The following is a 16,956-nucleotide window of genomic DNA, read 5'->3' on the forward strand; positions in this document are numbered from 1 at the left end:
CTCTAAGAAACTGGAACTGGAGGGCGATCGCCAAAAATTGCACCTCGCCGCTCTAGGTCACGCTCGACATCCTTTGTAAGACCTACACTCCCTCCAAACAAGGCATTCATAACAATAGCACCGCTCAGGTTGGCACCGCTCAGGTTGGCACCGCTCAGGTTGGCACCGCTCAGGTTGGCACCGCTCAGGTTGGCAAAGCTCAGGTTGGCAAAGCTCAGGTTGGCAAAGCTCAGGTTGGCAAAGCTCAGGTCGGCAAGGCTCAGGTTGGCACTGCTCAGGTTGGCACTGCTCAGGTTGGCACGGCTCAGGTTGGCAAGGCTCAGGTTGGCAAGGCTCAGGTTGGCAAGGCTCAGGTTGGCACTGCTCAGGTCGGCACGGCTCAGGTTGGCAAGGCTCAGGTTGGCAAGGCTCAGGTAGGCACTGCTCAGGTTGGCAAGGCTCAGGTTGGCACGGCTCAGGTTGGCACGGCTCAGGTCGGCAAAGCTCAGGTTGGCACTGCTCAGGTCGGCAAGGCTCAGGTTGGCACGGCTCAGGTTGGCACTGCTCAGGTCGGCAAGGCTCAGGTTGGCACGGCTCAGGTTGGCAAAGCTCAGGTCGGCAAGGCTCAGGTTGGCACGGCTCAGGAAGGCAAGGCTCAGGAAGGCACGGCTCAGGAAGGCAAGGCTCAGGTTGGTACCGCTCAGGAAGGCACGGCTCAGGTCGGCACGGCTCAAGTCAGCACCGCTTAGGTCAGCACTGCTCAAGTCCACATCGCTCAAGTCCACATCGCTCAAGTCCGCATCGCTCAAGTTCGCATCGCTCAAGTCCGCATCCCTTAATTTTCGACCTTTAACTGCTTTACTGGCAATCTCTTGCACTAAACGCCACTTATCATCAGATTCGTTACTTTCGTCTTCCTCTGAACTTTCGCTTAAAACTTGAATATCTTTAACAGGGAAACCGCTAATTGTTGTTAGTTCTCCTGAGTCTATGAGAGATATAAGCCGTTCGATATCCTCTTGAGAACCCTCTACGAATAATTTAATACTGCCTTTTTGAACATCAAGAATTTTGATGGTTTTTCCTGAATACTCTCGTAAAATCGATTCAAGAATTTTATGATTTGGAACTGAATTTATATCACCTTCTAATACAATAGCAACTAGAATTGTTTGACTTGGTTCATCTATTACAGTCACTTTACGGCGAAGTGTCTGCACAGGTTCCACCCCCTTATTAGTATCTAAATTACTGCAATCGTTTCTTTCTAACTGCTCTGATTGTTCTTCTTCTGTTATTCCCGCAATTTCTCTCCAATCTAATTTCAGTTCTTTACATATCTTTTTAAAGGAATCAAGCTGAATAGGCTCATATTGAAAAAATTTTGTAACTGTAGCGCGAGCTAAAAGTTGAGACTTTGCAAAGTTGCTTTTTGAATCAAATCCTAGCCTTACCAAAGCCTTTTCTGCTATTTCAACACCTTTTGAAGAGGCGATGATGGTAATTTTCCTTTTTTTTCTGCCAAGGCTTGGGTCTGTCATAGGTTGGCTAGAGTTTTTTATAAGCGATTATTTACGCAGTCACAACTAGGGCATAGGGTAATCATAGGATAGTCACAAATTAGTTACAACAAAATCATTGTATAGTCAGTATTGCAAGGGTTTTGCTCCACATTAGAAGTATGAAATTTCAATTCAGGAGCAAAATCCATGAATAATAAGCCAACTCCTAACTCTCACTCAATAATAGAATTAAGCATTGCTCAAGAACGCTTGAGACAAGCCCGTTACAGTTTTAATCTTGCATTAACTGCAACTGCATTGTCTGCTTGCATTGGTCTTGTAGGTGCTGGACTTCTGCTTTTAGGAAAAGTTAGAGAAGGAACAGTCACGGCTGCTGGTGGAATGGCTGCAAGCGTCCGATGCGTTCAGCTTGCCAAGGACACTAACGATAGGCTTGATAAGATTTTAGCCGAGTTAGATGATGAAACTTAAATTTAATTGCGATGCCTACGGCGGCAAGCTACGCCCTTCATCAAGAAGAAAATCGCATCCCTACTCATCATCATCATCGAGCAAATACAACCCACTGCTATCAGTCGGCCTGGCATGAAGATACATTTCAGTAATCGCCACCGAACTATGCCCCAGCGTTTTCTGTAACAAGTGAATTGGCGCTCCTCTATCAAGACTGTGGGAAGCGTGGCTATGTCTAAGCCAGTGGGGTGATACATTCCCCTCAATAAGAGCGCGGTTTGCAGCATTCCGCACTATATGAAAAACCATCGACCTACACAGATGACCACCCTTAGCTGAAACAAACACTGGGTCATCATGTTTAGCGTAACCCTTTAAAGAGTTAATCTCCCGCCAAATACCAGCACCCACCAGCACAGTTCTCGTTTTCTCACCCTTACCAAATACTGTTATCTGCCCCCCGTCACCCCGCGCTTTGAGGTCACGCCACTTGAGGCTACATAATTCACTTACCCGCAAACCCGCAAAATAAAGTAAACGGATGATAGTGCGATCGCGGGGGTTTGTCGTGGAATTTATCAGTAATTGTACTTCCTCTTGGGTGAGAATTCTTTCTGCCAATCGGTTATGAGCCTTGGGTGATTTAACTAACACTCCCAAGTTAGCCGATATCACCCCCAACTGTTTAGCAAAGGAAAACAGGCTTTTAATTGCACCCACTGCTACCCGCTTGGAATTGTCAGAACTACTTAGTGTCATCACCCACAATTGAAAATCCATAAGGGTGCAATCAGAGAGGGGCTTGTTGACATGAGAAAAAAACCGCTCGGCATAGCGGCGGTAGCCGTCAACGGTGTTTTTGCTCTTACCGTGGAGCCAAAGGTCGATGAGTTCGGTGTTAGTGAGCGTTGGAGTATTCAACATTGCCCATTCTTATGTTGAATGCTCTTACATTAAACCCCAAGTTAGGGGACAGTTGAAATTATTTCACCGGATGGTAAAGTCCGTCTTTTGCATTCCATTCCCAACCTATGCCTCTAGGGTCACGGTTACGAGTCCAACTGATAAATTCTTTGGGGGTGAGTTTTTCTTTTTCAGTTGTGAGGCTTGACGCTGTTAAACCTAGTCGCGGTGCTAAGTTTTCAGGAGGTAATGCAAGGAGTTCAACTTGGGGCTGTTGGTATGGGTGCGCTTGTCTTCTTTGTTTGGGTTGACTGTTGTATCTATTTGATGAAATAGCCCGTGACAATTTTTCTAACTGCCCAGAGATAGCCTCTAGTTTGGTTTCTAGCTTCTTCTCCAGCTGCAAAACTGATTTGCTGCTAGGTGCAACATCGATATCAATATTGCTATCAAACCTAGAGAGCAATTCCTCTAAGCCTTGCAGCAAGGCAATTGTATGTCCCTCTCTGTGCAGTTTGGATAGTTCTTTGACTACTGGAATTAAGGCAGTAGGCACGCGAATCATTTCGCTTGGTGGGGTCTTGTGGTCAGCCATTTGATATCAATTTTGATAGCAATAAACTGATGATAGATGAAAAGCGATAAGGAGCGATCGCTATTTTCTTAGAGGAAACTTGAGCTTTAGGGGGGAGCGATCGCACTTTACACAGTATCATCCATCCAGCCACATTCCGAGCAATCCCAATGCACCCGTGCTGACCAGTCCCGGTCAAACTCAGCATTGCACCGAGGACACCTGCCCGTAAACATAGGATGGGTATCTACCAGTTCTAGCTGTTGCTGTTGCGTCAATCGGTGTTGTGGTTGCAGTATTAATTCACCGTTGTAGTAGCTTGCCCCTTCTGGTTCCCACAGTTCTACTGGTTCGGCGTTGGGGTTTTCTCGAAAGTCTAGGCAAGTGTTACCGTTAACCCCCGCCGGATGTACGGCACAGACGAGGTGGGGATTGTGGGCGTAAAGGAGACAGCGATCGCACATTGGAATCTTAGGCATAGCATCAGTTTATCTAGTACTCTTAGCGATCGCTCCTCAAGTGTGCAACTTTTCCTCTAAGAATTTTAGGAGAGGGGCGACACCGATAGCGTAGCGGTTTAAGAATTTCATGACTGTGAGAAACGCAACTATTACCAGGGTTCCCATTTGATGAGGTGCGATGCCTAGCTTGGGTAAGAAAGTGCGATCGCTGTTTCCCAACTTTGACTCTAAGAATTTCTCTGGTTAGCTGTGATACTTGCTTGATGGGGATAGTCAAGGGCGATGGAAGATGACTCGCTCTCCGTGACGCTATCGGCGATCGCATAGAGCCGCCCTTTATAGCGCACGCACGCATACATAATTTATGCTTGTTAAATTCCAAAAGAACTGGGGCGAAGGGGGCGATCGCGCAGCTTAACGAACGCAAGAGCGTCTCGTAGAGAAGTTATCGCATTCTATGCCTTTTCAGTTGGACGAAACTGCTTAAAATCTTGTTAATTCAAAAAAATTCCGAGTTTTTACGGAGAACACATAAGCATAGGTGTAGTTAATATAAAGCAAATGATATATCAAGTGTTACATCAAGTTTGTTATTTGAGTTCAGAAGCTAAATGACCACAAAAAAGCCCCTAGTTATCAAACAGCCAGAAGTTGGTAAGCTCATTCGTGAACTCAGGCTTTTGACTGGATTAACGCAAGAACAGTTTGCAGCTACTTTAGGTGTTACTTACCCAACAATTAACCGTTGGGAGAATGGACGCTCTAAACCGTCACCGCTAGCGATGGAGAAGATTGAAAATAATCTACGCGATTTGGGTGAACAAAGCCAGGATTTAAAGCAAAAGTATTTTGGTGAGCAAAGGTTAGGGGGTAATGGCAAAGCAGCTTAAACGTAAAAGAAGAATTGCTTCTGTAGCAGATGCACTAATCTTTAAATCCAGAGAAGCTGCTCTAGCTGCCGTTCAAATATTTAATAATCCACAAATAACTTTTAAATCTGAAATATTCATTGTAATTATGTGCATTGCATGGACATATTTACTTCATGCTTATTATCGGAAGAAGAAAATTAAATATATATATTTTAACCAATCAAGTATAGGAAAAAGGAGAAGATATTTGAGAACTAAAACAGGAGTATTTAAGCACTGGGAGCTTGAGCAGTGCCTAAATTATATTTATACTCCTATAGATAAAGACACTGCTAACAATCTTAAATTTTTGATTCTTCTGCGTCATGAAATTGAACATCAAATGACGACTAAAATAGATAAATATTTAAGTGCTAGGTTTCAAGCCTGCTGTCTGAACTATAACTTTTACATTAAGCAGCTTTTTGGTGATGATAAAGGCATAGAAAAGTATCTATCTTTTAGCCTTCAATTTTCATCCATTGATGAATATCAAGTTGATAATTTGAAGGAAGGAAAAGACCTACCCAACAATATTAAAAAACTTATTGAAGGATTTGATGCTAAGTTGTCAGAAGATGAATACAACAGCCCAAAGTTTGCTTATAGAGTTTTATTTGTAGCAAAACTTGTTAACCACAAAGGACAAGCTGATAAAGTTATTGAATTTATCAAGGCAGATTCTCCTCTTGCAAAAGATGTCAACGCCACCTATACAGTTATTAAAGAAACAGAAAAAAAGAAATTTTTGCCTAAAGAGATTGTTGAACAAATGAACCAAAAAGGATTCTCAAAATTTGCAATGCAACATCATACAGAATTATGGAAGTCTTTAAATGCAAAAGAGCCGAAAAAATCTTTTGGTGTTCAAGTAGCTAAAACTTGGTATTGGTATGAATTATGGGTAAAAGAAGCTGAAAAATATTGTCAGGAAAATAGAGATAAATATACGTAGGAGATACATAATACTCCTCCTCCTTAACTACATCGACAATTACTAACATAAACCAGAATCTATCCTCAAAGTCTAAATTGAAGACGAGAAGCAAATTAACCTCGATGTTGCCACTAGCTTTCTCCACTTACCATCAAGCATTTAGAAGCTGCCACGAAGATCCTATCTGTCGAAGGCATAGTCCAAAAATACCTTAATGTCAAATATCAAGGTGTAGAAGACCGGGAAGCAGAGATTGAGATAGGGCGGCTCATCTGTATAAGCTGATGGCTGGAGAAGTGAAGATTATTAGAAGAAAATACTTATGCAATATATTGAACACAAAGTTGGTGAATTAATTGTTAGTCAACGTAAATTTGATGGTTATATTAGTGCAACAAAATTAACAAAAGCATATGAGCAACAAGTTGGCAAATATAGAAACCCTAATCAATGGTTTGAAAAAGATAGAACTATTGAGTATTTAGAACTTTTATCTAGTAAAACTGGAATTGAGGTTTATGACCTTGTGCAGAAGAAAGGAGAAGGTAAAAGCAGGGAAGTTTGGATTCATCCTAAGCTTGCTGTTTCCTTTGCCATGTGGCTCTCACCTGAGTTTGAAATGATGGTATCGGACTGGGTAGAGCAATGGCTTTTTACTGGTCAAACTTCGACTCAAAAACCTGTAAATTTACATCCTTACCAGCGTGTTTGGTATGAACGCTTAATGATGTTTGAGCAAAAGACAACATTACCAAAGGGTACATGGTGCGTTTTTGAAGAAATAGGCAAACTAATGAGGAAATTAGAAGCTAAAGGAGCGCCTTTACACGATAGAGCTACTGTTGATGGTTCAGTAGGTAGAACGTGGTGTCATTGGCTAAGAAAGAACGGAACTGACACTGATTTTGAACAATATATTCATTGTTACCCAGATAGCAGGGGTGAGCAGCTTGCAAATATTTATCCCTATGAATTATTAGGAAAATTTCATGAATGGTTAGAAGAAACTTACATACCTGAAAAGTTCCCTGAATATGTCAGGAAGCTTGTTAGTCCAGAAGAGTGCAAGTTAATTTCAGAAGCTATTGGTTATGAAATTAAGCCAATGACTAAAAGGCTTAAATCAAGTAATTACTCAGATAATAATTAAATTTAATTCTTTATGTATAGCAATGAACTTAACTCTCAACAAAATGCGATCGCCACACATACTGAAGGCTCAATTTTAGTACTTGCTCCAGTTGGTACAGGTAAAACCCGTGTTTTGGCAGAGCGAGTTCTATGTGCAATAAATAGGGGCATCTCTCCTCAAAGGATTCTCTGCTTAACGTTTACGAACCGAGCTACTAAGGAAATGAGTGAGCGGCTATCTCAGTACTGTCCAAATCAATTACATGATTTGACAATCAAGACTTTTCATGGTTTGTGTACCTCCATACTGCGGATCGAGGCTCGTCAGCTTGGATTACCAACAGATTTTGTCATCTACGATGATGCCGACTGTGTTGAACTAGTCAAGGAAGTTTTCGATGCTGCGATCGCTCCCAATCAAGCGAGGAAATATCGCAGCAAGGCGATCGCCCATCCAAACTTTTCCTCTAAGAATTTAAGTTCAACATCACTTAAAAAACTCCCCTTCATTCAAGTAACAAATTTTACTATAAAAACATATTTCAGTGTATATACGGTGTGTATGCAGCTTTAAAATGACTAACTTGTAATAGATAATATAGCACCAGCTACTAAAGATACAGTGAATCAAGTTTAGAAGTTAAATGACTATCAAAAAAGCCTTGGCTATCAAACAGCCAGAGGTGGGGCAGATCATTCGTGATCTGCGGCTTTTGGCTGCGCTAACGCAAGAACAATTTGCAGCCAATCTAGGCGTTACTTATACCACGATTAATCGTTGGGAAAATGGACGCTCAACACCCTCGCCGATGGCGATGAAGCTTATTGAGCAGAAGCTTGATGAGATGGGCAGTCAGGGGCAAGATTTGTTGGCTAAGTATTTGCGGAATTAGTTGCTTGCTCAGTTTTTGTGTGAGCGATGTCTACTTTTTGGGGCTGTTCGGTGACGCTGTTGGGTGCGATCGCAGAGATTATCGAATCCTCTAGGAATATCGAAAACTCTGCTGACATTGGCTACTGGATTGACACCAGTCGCGCACTGAATAGAACCTAATTACTAATACTAAATACATCCAAAAAAGCAAATGAGTAAAAATCATGGGACAATGGATTGATTTTCAACAAACTGTTAATCAAAGACTGCTAAGAGAAGATTTGGATCAAGAACAAAATAGGGCTAGAAATTTCAGCACTCGTGAACACGCACTGGTGCGGGGAGTAGCTGGTTCTGGTAAGTCTTTAGTGTTAACTAATAGAGTTCAAAAGCTGATTGCTGAGGACTTTGATAACATTTTAATTTTGAGCTATAACCGTTTTATGAATGTATGGCTCCAGTCTAAATTAAGAGAGAAAGGTACAGTAAAAAACATAGAGTGCTTAACTTTTCATAAATGGAGCTATAGATTCGGATATAGTTATGAGCTTGATAAAGATGATGAGGCAAGAAAAAGCGTTATAGAATTAGCAAAAAAAAGTGGTATAGAATATCAAGCTATTTTAGTAGATGAAGCACAAGACTTTTATGATGAATGGTTTCAAGCGGTATTAGCAGTCTTAAATCAAGATACTAATTCTCTATTTTTTGTATACGATAACACTCAGTCTGTTTATGGACAGTCGCATAGAAGAAGATCAGATTGGTCATGGAAAAAGCTAGGAATTGATATCGTAGGTCGCGCCCAAATTTTTGATATTAATTACAGAAACTCTCCAGAAATTTTGGAAGCAGCTTGGCAATTTATAACACCAGCACTGGCTCAAGCAAATATGAAAGTTGAGAAAAAGGGAAAAAACCCTAGCATTGGCAGTATTATTGAGCCTAAAAAGAAATTATCTAGAAGTTCAAATATCAAGCCAAGTTTATTACAAATATCTACTGAAACTATGGGATCGGTAATTGCCCAACAAGTTCAATTGGCTTTGGTGAGTTATCCAAAATCTTCTATTGGTATTTTGACTCACCCTCAATATAAATCTTTAAGGCAAGATATCAGCAAACAGTTATATAGATTAGGTGTTGAACATCATGCACCAATGAAACCTCAAGAAAGAGAGAAAAATGTAGTTGATAGACCTTATGTAATTGTTGATTCTTGGAATGCCTTAAAAGGTGTTGAATTTGATGCAGTTATAATTGCCGGATTGGATGAAGCTAAAGAATACCCAGGTGATCCAGATGCAGATTTTCAAGAAAAAGCAGGTGTTTATACTGCCATGACCAGGGCAAAAGACCATTTGGTTATGTTATACAACACAAAAACTTCCATTGTTGACATTATAGAGAATGCTTTAACTTCTCCTGAACAATTGGATAGTGTGGACTAAAAAAGTCAGATGGCGGTTTGAGAGACTAACGAAGAGTGATGTCTATCAAAGCCGCTCTTGTATCTACGCATTTCATTCTTAGAGGAAAAAGCAGCGAAGGTTGCGATCGCCATCACCACACTATGACCAACCACCAAATCAACAACCTCGGCATAACAGATAACGAGTATACCAAGCTGATAAGTCAAAGCAAGGCTATAACTCTGACTTACAACGCCAGTTCATTGACCCTTACCTCTAGTTAATATTTCAGTAAAAGTTTATATTGTAATTTTTTCTAGAGAGCGTTTGCTTAATTATTCAAAAAACTGTTTGAGATTATGGAACATCAGTTTAAACCAATCCAAAAGATACTTTTCGGCAGTCCTGGCACTGGTAAAAGTTATCACATACGCAAGATTGCTCAAGAATTAGGAATCCCTAATATTAACCCACTACCAAATACGGTTAAAACTGTATTTCATCCAGAATATACTTACTCCGATTTTATGGGTAAGCTACTCCCTTTATCAAACGGCACTTCTATAGTATACAAGTACTACCTCGGTCATTTTCTACAGGTGCTGGGGATGGCATATTCCGGATTAATTGATGATAACAAGAAAAACTATTTATTAGTAATTGATGAATTAAATCGGGGTAATGCATCTGCTATATTTGGGTTGATTTTTCAGCTATTAGATAGGGAGAATAATGGTTGGTCAACTTATGAAGTAGATATCTCTGAGATGGAATTAGTGGGTTTATTAAATACAATGGGTTATCGTACAGAGGTTTCTAATCACGGCAAGATCATAGTCAATGACTCATCATTAGAAAGATTTTTTTTGGATATAGAGAATGAAAAAAAATTATCTCCATTTGATAACGATAATGGATATGCGTTAATAGAAGATTTAAAACAAAGCAAAATCAGAATTCCTCCTAACCTATCGATTATTGGAACTATCAACACCTCAGATGAATCGATATACTATTTAGATAGTGCCTTTAAAAGGCGTTGGAGTTGGCAGTATGTAGATGCTCCTTCTACATCTCATATAACTAACAGCCAAATACCGCCAGAGATATTAAACCTTACGTTATGTTTATCTAATGGCAATACTTTAAATTGGTATCGCTGTATTGTTGGAGTAAACGAATTTATCAAACTCCATCACCAAAGTATTAGAAGGATAGAAGATAAGCAAATTGGTTGGTGGTTTATTAAACCTACTGGCGAACAGATGACTTTGGAACCGATTAAAGATAAGCTAATGTTTTATTTATGGGATAGTGTATTTGCCAGAAATAAAGAATTATTGGCCAAGTTTATTAAAGAGAAGTTAAACAAGGAAAATATTAATTTAGCTACTTATGCTGATTTCTTGAGCTATACGGTTGATCTATTAGAGTATTGGCATGACAGTGTAACTTCTGTAAAAGAAGATATTGATGAAGGTTTTTAGTTTAAATGCTAAATTTTAATGAATTACAACCAATAATTAATGATAAATACTCTTTTGTTGGCATAGACAAGCGCGGCTCACAACTAAGATTTTGCTTGCCGAAAGGATTTAATCCGGATTTATTCGTTACATTTAATAGCAAGCGGAATTTATTCTTCTGCCTTTACAAGGTATTGCGTCAATTTAAGAATATCTGTATTCAAAAGGGGTACTTGCAAGCTACTGCTGATAGAGATGGGGTAATTCAGAGTGATGGCAGCGTTCAAAAAGTCAGCTTGCCAAATACTGAGGATGAAGAAGGCAATATTCTTTACTCTAAGCTAGATGCGATTAGTGCTATTCTCAACCTTTATGACGAGCCGAAGATATTGTCCTTGTCATTTCGGTTGGGAAGAACTGAGAAAATTGACTATAGCAAAATCCATCAGTATTTACATCGAGCAGTATATTTAAATAATGGTGCGGTATATGTTGATGCCATGACGCTACCCCGACAGCAAATACAGTACCAGTCTACCGATATTGTGGCGATGTACTGCTACATTCTCTGGGAAATCAAACAGCAGTTGGATGAAGAAATCACTCCTCAATTACAAGCACTGGCAGAAGATTTTCAACATAGATATGTAGGTGCAGAGTACAGTTTATTTCATCAGGAATACTGCACCCTAACTGTAGATATACTTAAAGATACCTTGGAGATAATCGAATCGCATACTCCCCTCAAAGATGCCGATTACTGGCAGTTTCACAATGCGATTGAATTATTTTTATATGGCGAATTATCTCAACAGGATGAGGGAAAAATTTGGGGGATCAAGAACTTTCATAGCGTTTGGGAGTCGATGTGCTTAACATACTTAGCTAAGAGAGTATCATCAGAGTATATCTTATACATGGATACCAGATTCCTCGCTGATGATGTGGCGGCATTAGCTAACACCAGTCCCAAGGTATTGGATTTAGCTAATGTGTTTAGAATTAATAATACTCAATTAGTGCCAGATGCAGTTATAATTCCTAATTGGTTCAACCAACAAATACAGGGCAAAAAAATAAATTTTTCTTTAAAAAAAGATGTAATGAATTCTGGCATAGATTGGAATGATCGTGGATATAAAACTGCTTTCTATTGCACACCATTTAATTCTGCGAAAGAGATTTACTTAAGGATAGCTTATGAGGGACAATCTAGTAAAGATTGCCACACTTTTGCAGAGCTAGAGAAATTTTATAGCTCTCAAAAAGGTAGATTAACTGTTAATTATCAACTACCTAGTAATTTTTATTCATTTTGGTATATAGATTCTGATGACTTAAATTCCCAGATGCTGTGGTTGATGTTTCAGCTTAACCATGTTTTCTATATAGCTTTAAAAAAAGGTATTTGCACTGCAAGCAAATTTAAAACTTTTTTGTATAATGATTTAGATGTAAACTACTACGGCGATAATGTTTTTAATAAATCTTTGTTTAGACCATATACGGAGGATAGTGATAATAGAAGCTCTGTTATTAAAATGTTTGAAAATTTTGTTTATGCAGTATCTTACTTAAAGATAATCGATGTAAAGTACCAGGAAAAAGAATATTTTACTGATAATGATAATTACCGCAATATTAAAGAAAAAGATATTAGAAAACAGTTTGTATATGAGTATCTTTTACAACAGGTTATTAAAAAGCAAGATACTTTTAAAAATCTAGAAGTTAAAAGTTACTTTTGGCTCCCTTCCTATCAAAATAATTCTCAAATCATTGGTGAATCTCCAGATTATTTGAATGGATATATTAGTTTAGAAGATATAAATTTTGCGGCAATTGTTGATATATATCTAGCAGATTAGTAGAAATCGGCGCATGAATAGTAGGTATCCCGGCAGCCCTCCGAAAGTAAGCGATCGCTTCTAGATAGAGCAGCCTAAGCCTAACCCATAGCCTCTGGTAGGCGCTCCCGTGCGATCGCCCCCACCCAATTCTGAGAGGAAACTAAGCGATCGCTCCTCAGAATTTACCACTCGTTTGGAGACAGCATTAGGCAAAGTAGCGGCTAAAGTAATTTAATTGGTAGTTGCGTAGGCATCGCTCCCAATCAAGCGAGGATGGATAGCGATCGCCCGCCATGTACCACAAATTTTTTTTGCAATAGGTCTAATTGTTAACAGTTAACTTCAGAGCTTAATTTACAAAAGTAAAGTTAAATTTTAAAATCTATCAACTCCTTTACAGCCTGAAGCCAATGTTCTACAGACTTGCCATTTGGATAGCCCATTTGTTGCCAAATTTCATAAGCTTTCAAACGGATTTTATTTTCATCTGGGTGGTTACTGATAAAATATTCACAGGAATTAGTAGTAAAATTATAGGGAGCTTCTCCAAAAAAATCTTGACGACCCAGAATTTCATCTGTAAAACGGGAACAATTTTGTTTGATTGGGCAATTTTGTCCTGGGCACATCGTCATATCGTAAGGCATATATTTTTTCCTCTCGAAAGAACCACCGATGCGATCGCCCCGCACTAATTCTGAGAGGAAACTAAGCGATCGCTTCGTTGGTAGCAGGGGCAGCGATCGCACTGACAACACTGCACCCTCTACTTCTTCCACGGTAGCTTTGTTCCCATCTCGGTCAATGCTGAGAACACCAGATACATCACAAGCAAACCAGCACTGATAATAAAAATCACAACGTCGTTATTCATTAGGAAAGTGGCAATTCTAGCTGTCCAGGTGAGGTGTTTGACCGCCTTCGCGCCCGACTATGCAGTGAAATATGGCATGGGGTGCAAAGCGGAATTAGGTTTTCAAGTCGGTTATCTTCAGGCGTGAAATTGGCGTGATGTACAGAAAGCGTCATTACTGTCCATTCAGCGCGGGACAATCCCTTTGGCTTTTCGCCAGGACGCAAACACTTTTGTCCGCAGTGCCGACAGCGCCACTGGGCTGCTTGTTTGATAGACAGCGCTATTTCATCCCAATTGTTTGCGTAGCGTTTTCTGTAGATGGGCATTGCCAACGATACAAACAAAGCTGTTCAGTAGTCTTATTAACTCTACCAATTTTTACAGCCAAAGCGTAGCTTGCCGTCGTAGACATCGCACATCATTCTTAGAGGATGCATAGCGATGCCTGCGGCGGCAAGCTACGCAGCCCCCTTAAGACACAGCTTGTTTTTTAAGCACCACCATCTCTACACCCTGCTCATTGCCGCACCAATTCTGTTAAAATCGCGTCTGCGATCGCATAAATTTTGAGGCAGTGCTATGTGTGCAAAGGGATTTGGGCAATCTCAACCCACTAAAATCGATAAACTAGTTGAAAATGCAGTGCGTTACTGCCACAAGCGACACCCAGAAGCTCTAGACAAAATTTTTGACAATCTGCCTGTTAAGCTTAACCAGCAAGTGTTAAATGGTACGGTTGCAGCTTTAAAAAAAGACATTGATAGTCTCAGTTGGCTGTGTGGTTATTTTGCATCCGAAATTAACAGCACTTCAGACAACGATAAACCCTACCATCCCATTACGTTGTTATCAAAACTTTTAATTAAATCGGGAATGCAGCCATTCATTGATTTTATGCCCTACATTGGTTGCCGCATTTCCATACTTAACAACGATAAATTTGAAGCACTACCTCCCAGAGTTCAGGCAGCAGTTAAAGAAGGTTTTGATGTGGTAGAAACTAGTGGGGAAGAGGCACAAAGGATAAATGAGGCATTGCTACGAGAGTTGGAAGGGTAGTAGAACTGCCGGATGAGCGACATTACTACACACATTTACCGTTAATATGCATCTCTATTTATTAAATATATTAGTTGGATTGAAATATTGTGATAACGGTATCATGCCAAATAGTAATTTCTTGAATAGTCTGATCGATTTTATCTGTATCACTGCTGATTGTTTCTAAATCTAACAGACAATTCACTAAGAATCTAACTAAATAAGTCAATTTCAAAGCATTATCAAATGCTAGATTTGGCATTATGTTTTCAATAAGACATATTGATTCTTTAATGATATTCTCTATTCTGGGGTTTTGACCTTCTTGTAAGAGAGATTGTATTGTTTGTAAATTGTTAACTAAATTATCTAAATTCGCTTGAGCTTCTTGTCTAAGCAAAAATGTTTGTGTAAAATCGTTCATAAAATTATGATTTTGCAGGTTCTAATAAAACCATTAAAATGTTTTCACACTCATCGAAGAACCCATCAGGCCATCGGTCAATTCTGCCGTCTTTATCAATGCGTGGTGACATAACTTTAATAAAAGCTTGACCTTGTTGTTCTTGACGTTGAAAGTAATGTAATTGAACATCTTCCGACTCAATTTTACCACCATGCACCGCAAGACGAATGCCGTTTAAAATCTGGTCGCTATGAGTTTCTATCACAACTTGAACGCCACAGTTAGCAGCCAGTGCTAACAGCTTACCCAGCTTTGTTTGTGCTTGGGCGTGGAGTCCGGTTTCTGGGTGTTCAATAAGAATTAATGCATCTGGACTGGATGCTAGGATTGCTATGATAATTGGTAGAACGTAGGTAATGCCGTATCCAACATGGTCACTAAATTGTAAGTTAACCAAATCCATATCTAGATGTGCATCAACTTGGATGTGTAGGCCAGAACTTATTTCTCCCATCCATGCCTCAACTTGGTCTAGCAAATTTATTGATTTTGCTTGCGGGTGAGCGAGTTGAGCGATGGGGATTGGTTGACTACCGTAAGTGTAGAGAAAATGTGCTGTATATTCGCCTTCAGCCCCAATTTGTCTAAGTTCTCGCCTTTGGTAATTTAAGATTCCTGATGCAGTTGTTGCACGTTCTGATTGAAGGTGATGAAATTCTTTGCTGAAAATGCTTGAATGATAAACATCGGCATCAACAGAGTTGAATCCAATCTCTAAAACATCAGCTTCTCTCTCTAATGAGTTGTAGTTAAAGTGCCATATTCCTTTAGTTTCGTTTTTTAAAATAAGCTCAAATCCTACATAGTCTTCTTTGACATTCTCATACAAAGCATCCCATGCTCTACCAATATTTACCAAGTTCCCATTGAGCAATAAACCAGTGTTTTGTAGTAACCCTTGTTGATAAGATTGATGTAGCAGTGATAGTGCTTGCAACACAGAGGATTTACCAGTGTTATTATAACCAGAGAGTAAGGTAAGTGCTTTGAATTCAATCAATTGATTCTCAAATGCTTTAAAATTTAGCAGCCGTAATGAGCTAATCATTAAAGTTAAAATCTATATGTTATTGTTCATTCAATTTTATTCTAATTTTGTTATGTAGTTAAAGATATTTTATAAAAATTATGTTTTTAGCAAATAAATGATGTTTTCGTAGTATTGGCGGTTGATGATGGAATCTCAAAATCTTCTGTTGGGACAGTATTTAAGCCTTATCGATTTTTGCACTTGCACTAACACTTATCAAAAGTACACCAAGCAAATTAATCCGTTTCCTACAAACTCCGATAGTATAGATGCTTTGCAAAATCTCTCCAAGCATATTATTGATCCTATTATTGACTATTTTGGTCGAGAGCAATTTCAACTTACTTATGGTTTCTGCTCCAAAGATTTGAAACGTTTCTTGGAGCAGAAAGACCCTGTAACAGGCTTAAAAAATGGACGGGTTGCCCCAAATCTTGACCAACACATGGCACATGAAGTTAACCGCAATGGAAAATACTACTGCGATCGCTTAGGAGCCGCTTGCGATTTTCGGATTGCAAATGTATCGAGCAATAAGGTTATTGACTGGATTTTAGACGCACACTTGCCATTTGATAGGCTGTACTACTATGGTATCGAAAGACCGATTCACATTAGCTATAGCGAAAGTCATAGCCGTAGTATCTGCACGTTTACTACAAGCGGGACACCTACTACAAAAGGTATTGAGGCTTGGATAGATTTAGCTAAGAAAATTAAATAGCGATGGCGTACCCGCCCGCCGCAGGCATCGCATTGGCTATTTTTATAACAGCAACTCAAGTTTTGGCTACTCGATGATGTTTCCATTTTCATCCCGCTTCACTTCCACCACCTTAACGTCAAAACTTTCCCACTCTTGTACAGTAAACCCCGCCTCGGTTTCGTCTGGAAACCTGACTGCCATTTTTTCCCAAGCTTCTTCTTCGCTTTCAGCCGGGATGTAATAGCCCTGGCGTTCTCTAATGTCATCGCGTCCAGTGCAGTCATGAGCATAGAGGGCATTACGGGTGCAACGGTATTCTTTCATATAAGTAAGAGCCAGAAAAGTATTTACCGTAAAATTCTAGTCCCAAAAACTTCTTTTGT

At 39.6% G+C, this 16,956-nt stretch carries 24 protein-coding genes; 12 read left to right on the forward strand and 12 right to left on the reverse strand.

Features of this window, described 5'->3' with window-relative positions; all coding sequences use genetic code 11:
- Nucleotides 1-2: 2 nt before the first annotated feature.
- The gene (locus ACEW80_RS15270; protein WP_373527409.1) at nucleotides 3-1,520 is read right to left on the reverse strand and encodes a pentapeptide repeat-containing protein; all 1,518 of its coding nucleotides are present in this window, start codon (nucleotides 1,518-1,520) and stop codon (nucleotides 3-5) included.
- Between the two features lie 168 nt (nucleotides 1,521-1,688).
- On the opposite strand from ACEW80_RS15270, the gene ACEW80_RS15275 reads away from it, so the two are divergent.
- A complete protein-coding gene (locus tag ACEW80_RS15275; protein WP_373527410.1) occupies nucleotides 1,689-1,973 on the forward strand; it encodes a hypothetical protein in 285 nt (94 codons plus the stop codon).
- Between the two features lie 60 nt (nucleotides 1,974-2,033).
- Here the strand turns inward: ACEW80_RS15275 and ACEW80_RS15280 are convergent, their stop codons facing one another.
- The 4 genes from ACEW80_RS15280 to ACEW80_RS15295 form a co-directional block, all read right to left on the reverse strand.
- Nucleotides 2,034-2,879 carry a tyrosine-type recombinase/integrase gene (locus ACEW80_RS15280; protein WP_373527411.1) on the reverse strand — a complete coding sequence of 282 codons (846 nt, stop codon included), beginning with the start codon at nucleotides 2,877-2,879 and terminating at the stop codon, nucleotides 2,034-2,036.
- A 58-nt stretch (nucleotides 2,880-2,937) separates the two neighbouring features.
- Nucleotides 2,938-3,453, reverse strand: a complete 516-nt coding sequence (locus ACEW80_RS15285) for a hypothetical protein (RefSeq protein WP_373527412.1) — start codon at nucleotides 3,451-3,453, stop codon at nucleotides 2,938-2,940.
- 107 nt (nucleotides 3,454-3,560) lie between these two features.
- Nucleotides 3,561-3,911, reverse strand: coding sequence for a hypothetical protein (locus ACEW80_RS15290; protein ID WP_373527413.1), 351 nt, complete (start codon nucleotides 3,909-3,911; stop codon nucleotides 3,561-3,563).
- A 22-nt stretch (nucleotides 3,912-3,933) separates the two neighbouring features.
- On the reverse strand, nucleotides 3,934-4,248 hold the full coding sequence (locus ACEW80_RS15295) for a hypothetical protein (RefSeq protein WP_373527414.1): 315 nt from the start codon (nucleotides 4,246-4,248) through the stop codon (nucleotides 3,934-3,936).
- Between the two features lie 256 nt (nucleotides 4,249-4,504).
- Here ACEW80_RS15295 and ACEW80_RS15300 point away from each other — a divergent pair, with 256 nt between their 5' ends.
- The 7 genes from ACEW80_RS15300 to ACEW80_RS15330 all read left to right on the forward strand — a co-directional run bounded on the left by ACEW80_RS15300 (nucleotide 4,505) and on the right by ACEW80_RS15330 (nucleotide 9,197).
- Nucleotides 4,505-4,783 carry a helix-turn-helix domain-containing protein gene (locus ACEW80_RS15300; protein WP_373527415.1) on the forward strand — a complete coding sequence of 93 codons (279 nt, stop codon included), beginning with the start codon at nucleotides 4,505-4,507 and terminating at the stop codon, nucleotides 4,781-4,783.
- Complete coding sequence (locus ACEW80_RS15305) at nucleotides 4,767-5,759, forward strand: DUF3644 domain-containing protein (protein ID WP_373527416.1); 993 nt, start codon at nucleotides 4,767-4,769, stop codon at nucleotides 5,757-5,759. The genes ACEW80_RS15300 and ACEW80_RS15305 overlap by 17 nt, the downstream gene beginning before the upstream one ends.
- A 304-nt stretch (nucleotides 5,760-6,063) precedes the next feature.
- On the forward strand, nucleotides 6,064-6,891 hold the full coding sequence (locus ACEW80_RS15310) for a KilA-N domain-containing protein (RefSeq protein WP_373527417.1): 828 nt from the start codon (nucleotides 6,064-6,066) through the stop codon (nucleotides 6,889-6,891).
- A 12-nt stretch (nucleotides 6,892-6,903) separates the two neighbouring features.
- Entirely contained in the window at nucleotides 6,904-7,446 is a 543-nt protein-coding gene (locus ACEW80_RS15315; RefSeq protein ID WP_373527418.1) for a UvrD-helicase domain-containing protein, read from the forward strand.
- Between the two features lie 70 nt (nucleotides 7,447-7,516).
- Nucleotides 7,517-7,765 (forward strand): helix-turn-helix domain-containing protein, encoded by a 249-nt coding sequence (locus tag ACEW80_RS15320; RefSeq protein WP_373527419.1) that lies wholly within the window; start codon nucleotides 7,517-7,519, stop codon nucleotides 7,763-7,765.
- Nucleotides 7,766-7,791: 26 nt separating this feature from the next.
- Nucleotides 7,792-7,926 carry a hypothetical protein gene (locus tag ACEW80_RS15325; protein ID WP_373527420.1) on the forward strand — a complete coding sequence of 45 codons (135 nt, stop codon included), beginning with the start codon at nucleotides 7,792-7,794 and terminating at the stop codon, nucleotides 7,924-7,926.
- Nucleotides 7,927-7,970: 44 nt separating this feature from the next.
- The gene (locus ACEW80_RS15330; protein WP_373527421.1) at nucleotides 7,971-9,197 is read left to right on the forward strand and encodes a UvrD-helicase domain-containing protein; all 1,227 of its coding nucleotides are present in this window, start codon (nucleotides 7,971-7,973) and stop codon (nucleotides 9,195-9,197) included.
- 5 nt (nucleotides 9,198-9,202) lie between these two features.
- Here ACEW80_RS15330 and ACEW80_RS15335 read toward each other — a convergent pair whose 3' ends face one another.
- On the reverse strand, nucleotides 9,203-9,385 hold the full coding sequence (locus ACEW80_RS15335; RefSeq protein WP_373527422.1) for a hypothetical protein: 183 nt from the start codon (nucleotides 9,383-9,385) through the stop codon (nucleotides 9,203-9,205).
- Nucleotides 9,386-9,517: 132 nt separating this feature from the next.
- Between ACEW80_RS15335 and ACEW80_RS15340 the strand changes: the two genes are divergently transcribed.
- Complete coding sequence (locus ACEW80_RS15340) at nucleotides 9,518-10,645, forward strand: AAA family ATPase (protein WP_373527423.1); 1,128 nt, start codon at nucleotides 9,518-9,520, stop codon at nucleotides 10,643-10,645.
- A 5-nt stretch (nucleotides 10,646-10,650) separates the two neighbouring features.
- Nucleotides 10,651-12,492 (forward strand): hypothetical protein, encoded by a 1,842-nt coding sequence (locus tag ACEW80_RS15345; protein WP_373527424.1) that lies wholly within the window; start codon nucleotides 10,651-10,653, stop codon nucleotides 12,490-12,492.
- 60 nt (nucleotides 12,493-12,552) lie between these two features.
- Here the strand turns inward: ACEW80_RS15345 and ACEW80_RS15350 are convergent, their stop codons facing one another.
- From ACEW80_RS15350 to ACEW80_RS15360, 3 genes are all read right to left on the reverse strand, one after another.
- Nucleotides 12,553-12,687 (reverse strand): hypothetical protein, encoded by a 135-nt coding sequence (locus tag ACEW80_RS15350; protein WP_373527425.1) that lies wholly within the window; start codon nucleotides 12,685-12,687, stop codon nucleotides 12,553-12,555.
- Between the two features lie 155 nt (nucleotides 12,688-12,842).
- Entirely contained in the window at nucleotides 12,843-13,253 is a 411-nt protein-coding gene (locus ACEW80_RS15355; RefSeq protein WP_373527426.1) for a DUF2934 domain-containing protein, read from the reverse strand.
- A 94-nt stretch (nucleotides 13,254-13,347) separates the two neighbouring features.
- Nucleotides 13,348-13,656, reverse strand: a complete 309-nt coding sequence (locus ACEW80_RS15360; protein ID WP_373527427.1) for an HNH endonuclease — start codon at nucleotides 13,654-13,656, stop codon at nucleotides 13,348-13,350.
- Nucleotides 13,657-13,909: 253 nt separating this feature from the next.
- Here ACEW80_RS15360 and ACEW80_RS15365 point away from each other — a divergent pair, with 253 nt between their 5' ends.
- Nucleotides 13,910-14,389 (forward strand): hypothetical protein, encoded by a 480-nt coding sequence (locus ACEW80_RS15365; protein WP_373527428.1) that lies wholly within the window; start codon nucleotides 13,910-13,912, stop codon nucleotides 14,387-14,389.
- A gap of 70 nt (nucleotides 14,390-14,459) precedes the next feature.
- Here ACEW80_RS15365 and ACEW80_RS15370 read toward each other — a convergent pair whose 3' ends face one another.
- Nucleotides 14,460-14,795 carry a hypothetical protein gene (locus tag ACEW80_RS15370; RefSeq protein WP_373527429.1) on the reverse strand — a complete coding sequence of 112 codons (336 nt, stop codon included), beginning with the start codon at nucleotides 14,793-14,795 and terminating at the stop codon, nucleotides 14,460-14,462.
- 4 nt (nucleotides 14,796-14,799) lie between these two features.
- Nucleotides 14,800-15,885: a DUF3696 domain-containing protein gene (locus ACEW80_RS15375; protein ID WP_373527430.1), complete on the reverse strand. Its 1,086-nt coding sequence runs from the start codon at nucleotides 15,883-15,885 to the stop codon at nucleotides 14,800-14,802.
- Nucleotides 15,886-16,009: 124 nt separating this feature from the next.
- On the opposite strand from ACEW80_RS15375, the gene ACEW80_RS15380 reads away from it, so the two are divergent.
- Nucleotides 16,010-16,591 carry a hypothetical protein gene (locus tag ACEW80_RS15380; protein WP_373527431.1) on the forward strand — a complete coding sequence of 194 codons (582 nt, stop codon included), beginning with the start codon at nucleotides 16,010-16,012 and terminating at the stop codon, nucleotides 16,589-16,591.
- A 66-nt stretch (nucleotides 16,592-16,657) separates the two neighbouring features.
- Here the strand turns inward: ACEW80_RS15380 and ACEW80_RS15385 are convergent, their stop codons facing one another.
- Nucleotides 16,658-16,897 carry a hypothetical protein gene (locus ACEW80_RS15385; protein WP_373527432.1) on the reverse strand — a complete coding sequence of 80 codons (240 nt, stop codon included), beginning with the start codon at nucleotides 16,895-16,897 and terminating at the stop codon, nucleotides 16,658-16,660.
- Nucleotides 16,898-16,956 lie beyond the last annotated feature (59 nt).

The organism is Nostoc sp. (genome assembly GCF_041747015.1).
GTDB lineage: Bacteria > Cyanobacteriota > Cyanobacteriia > Cyanobacteriales > Nostocaceae > Nostoc.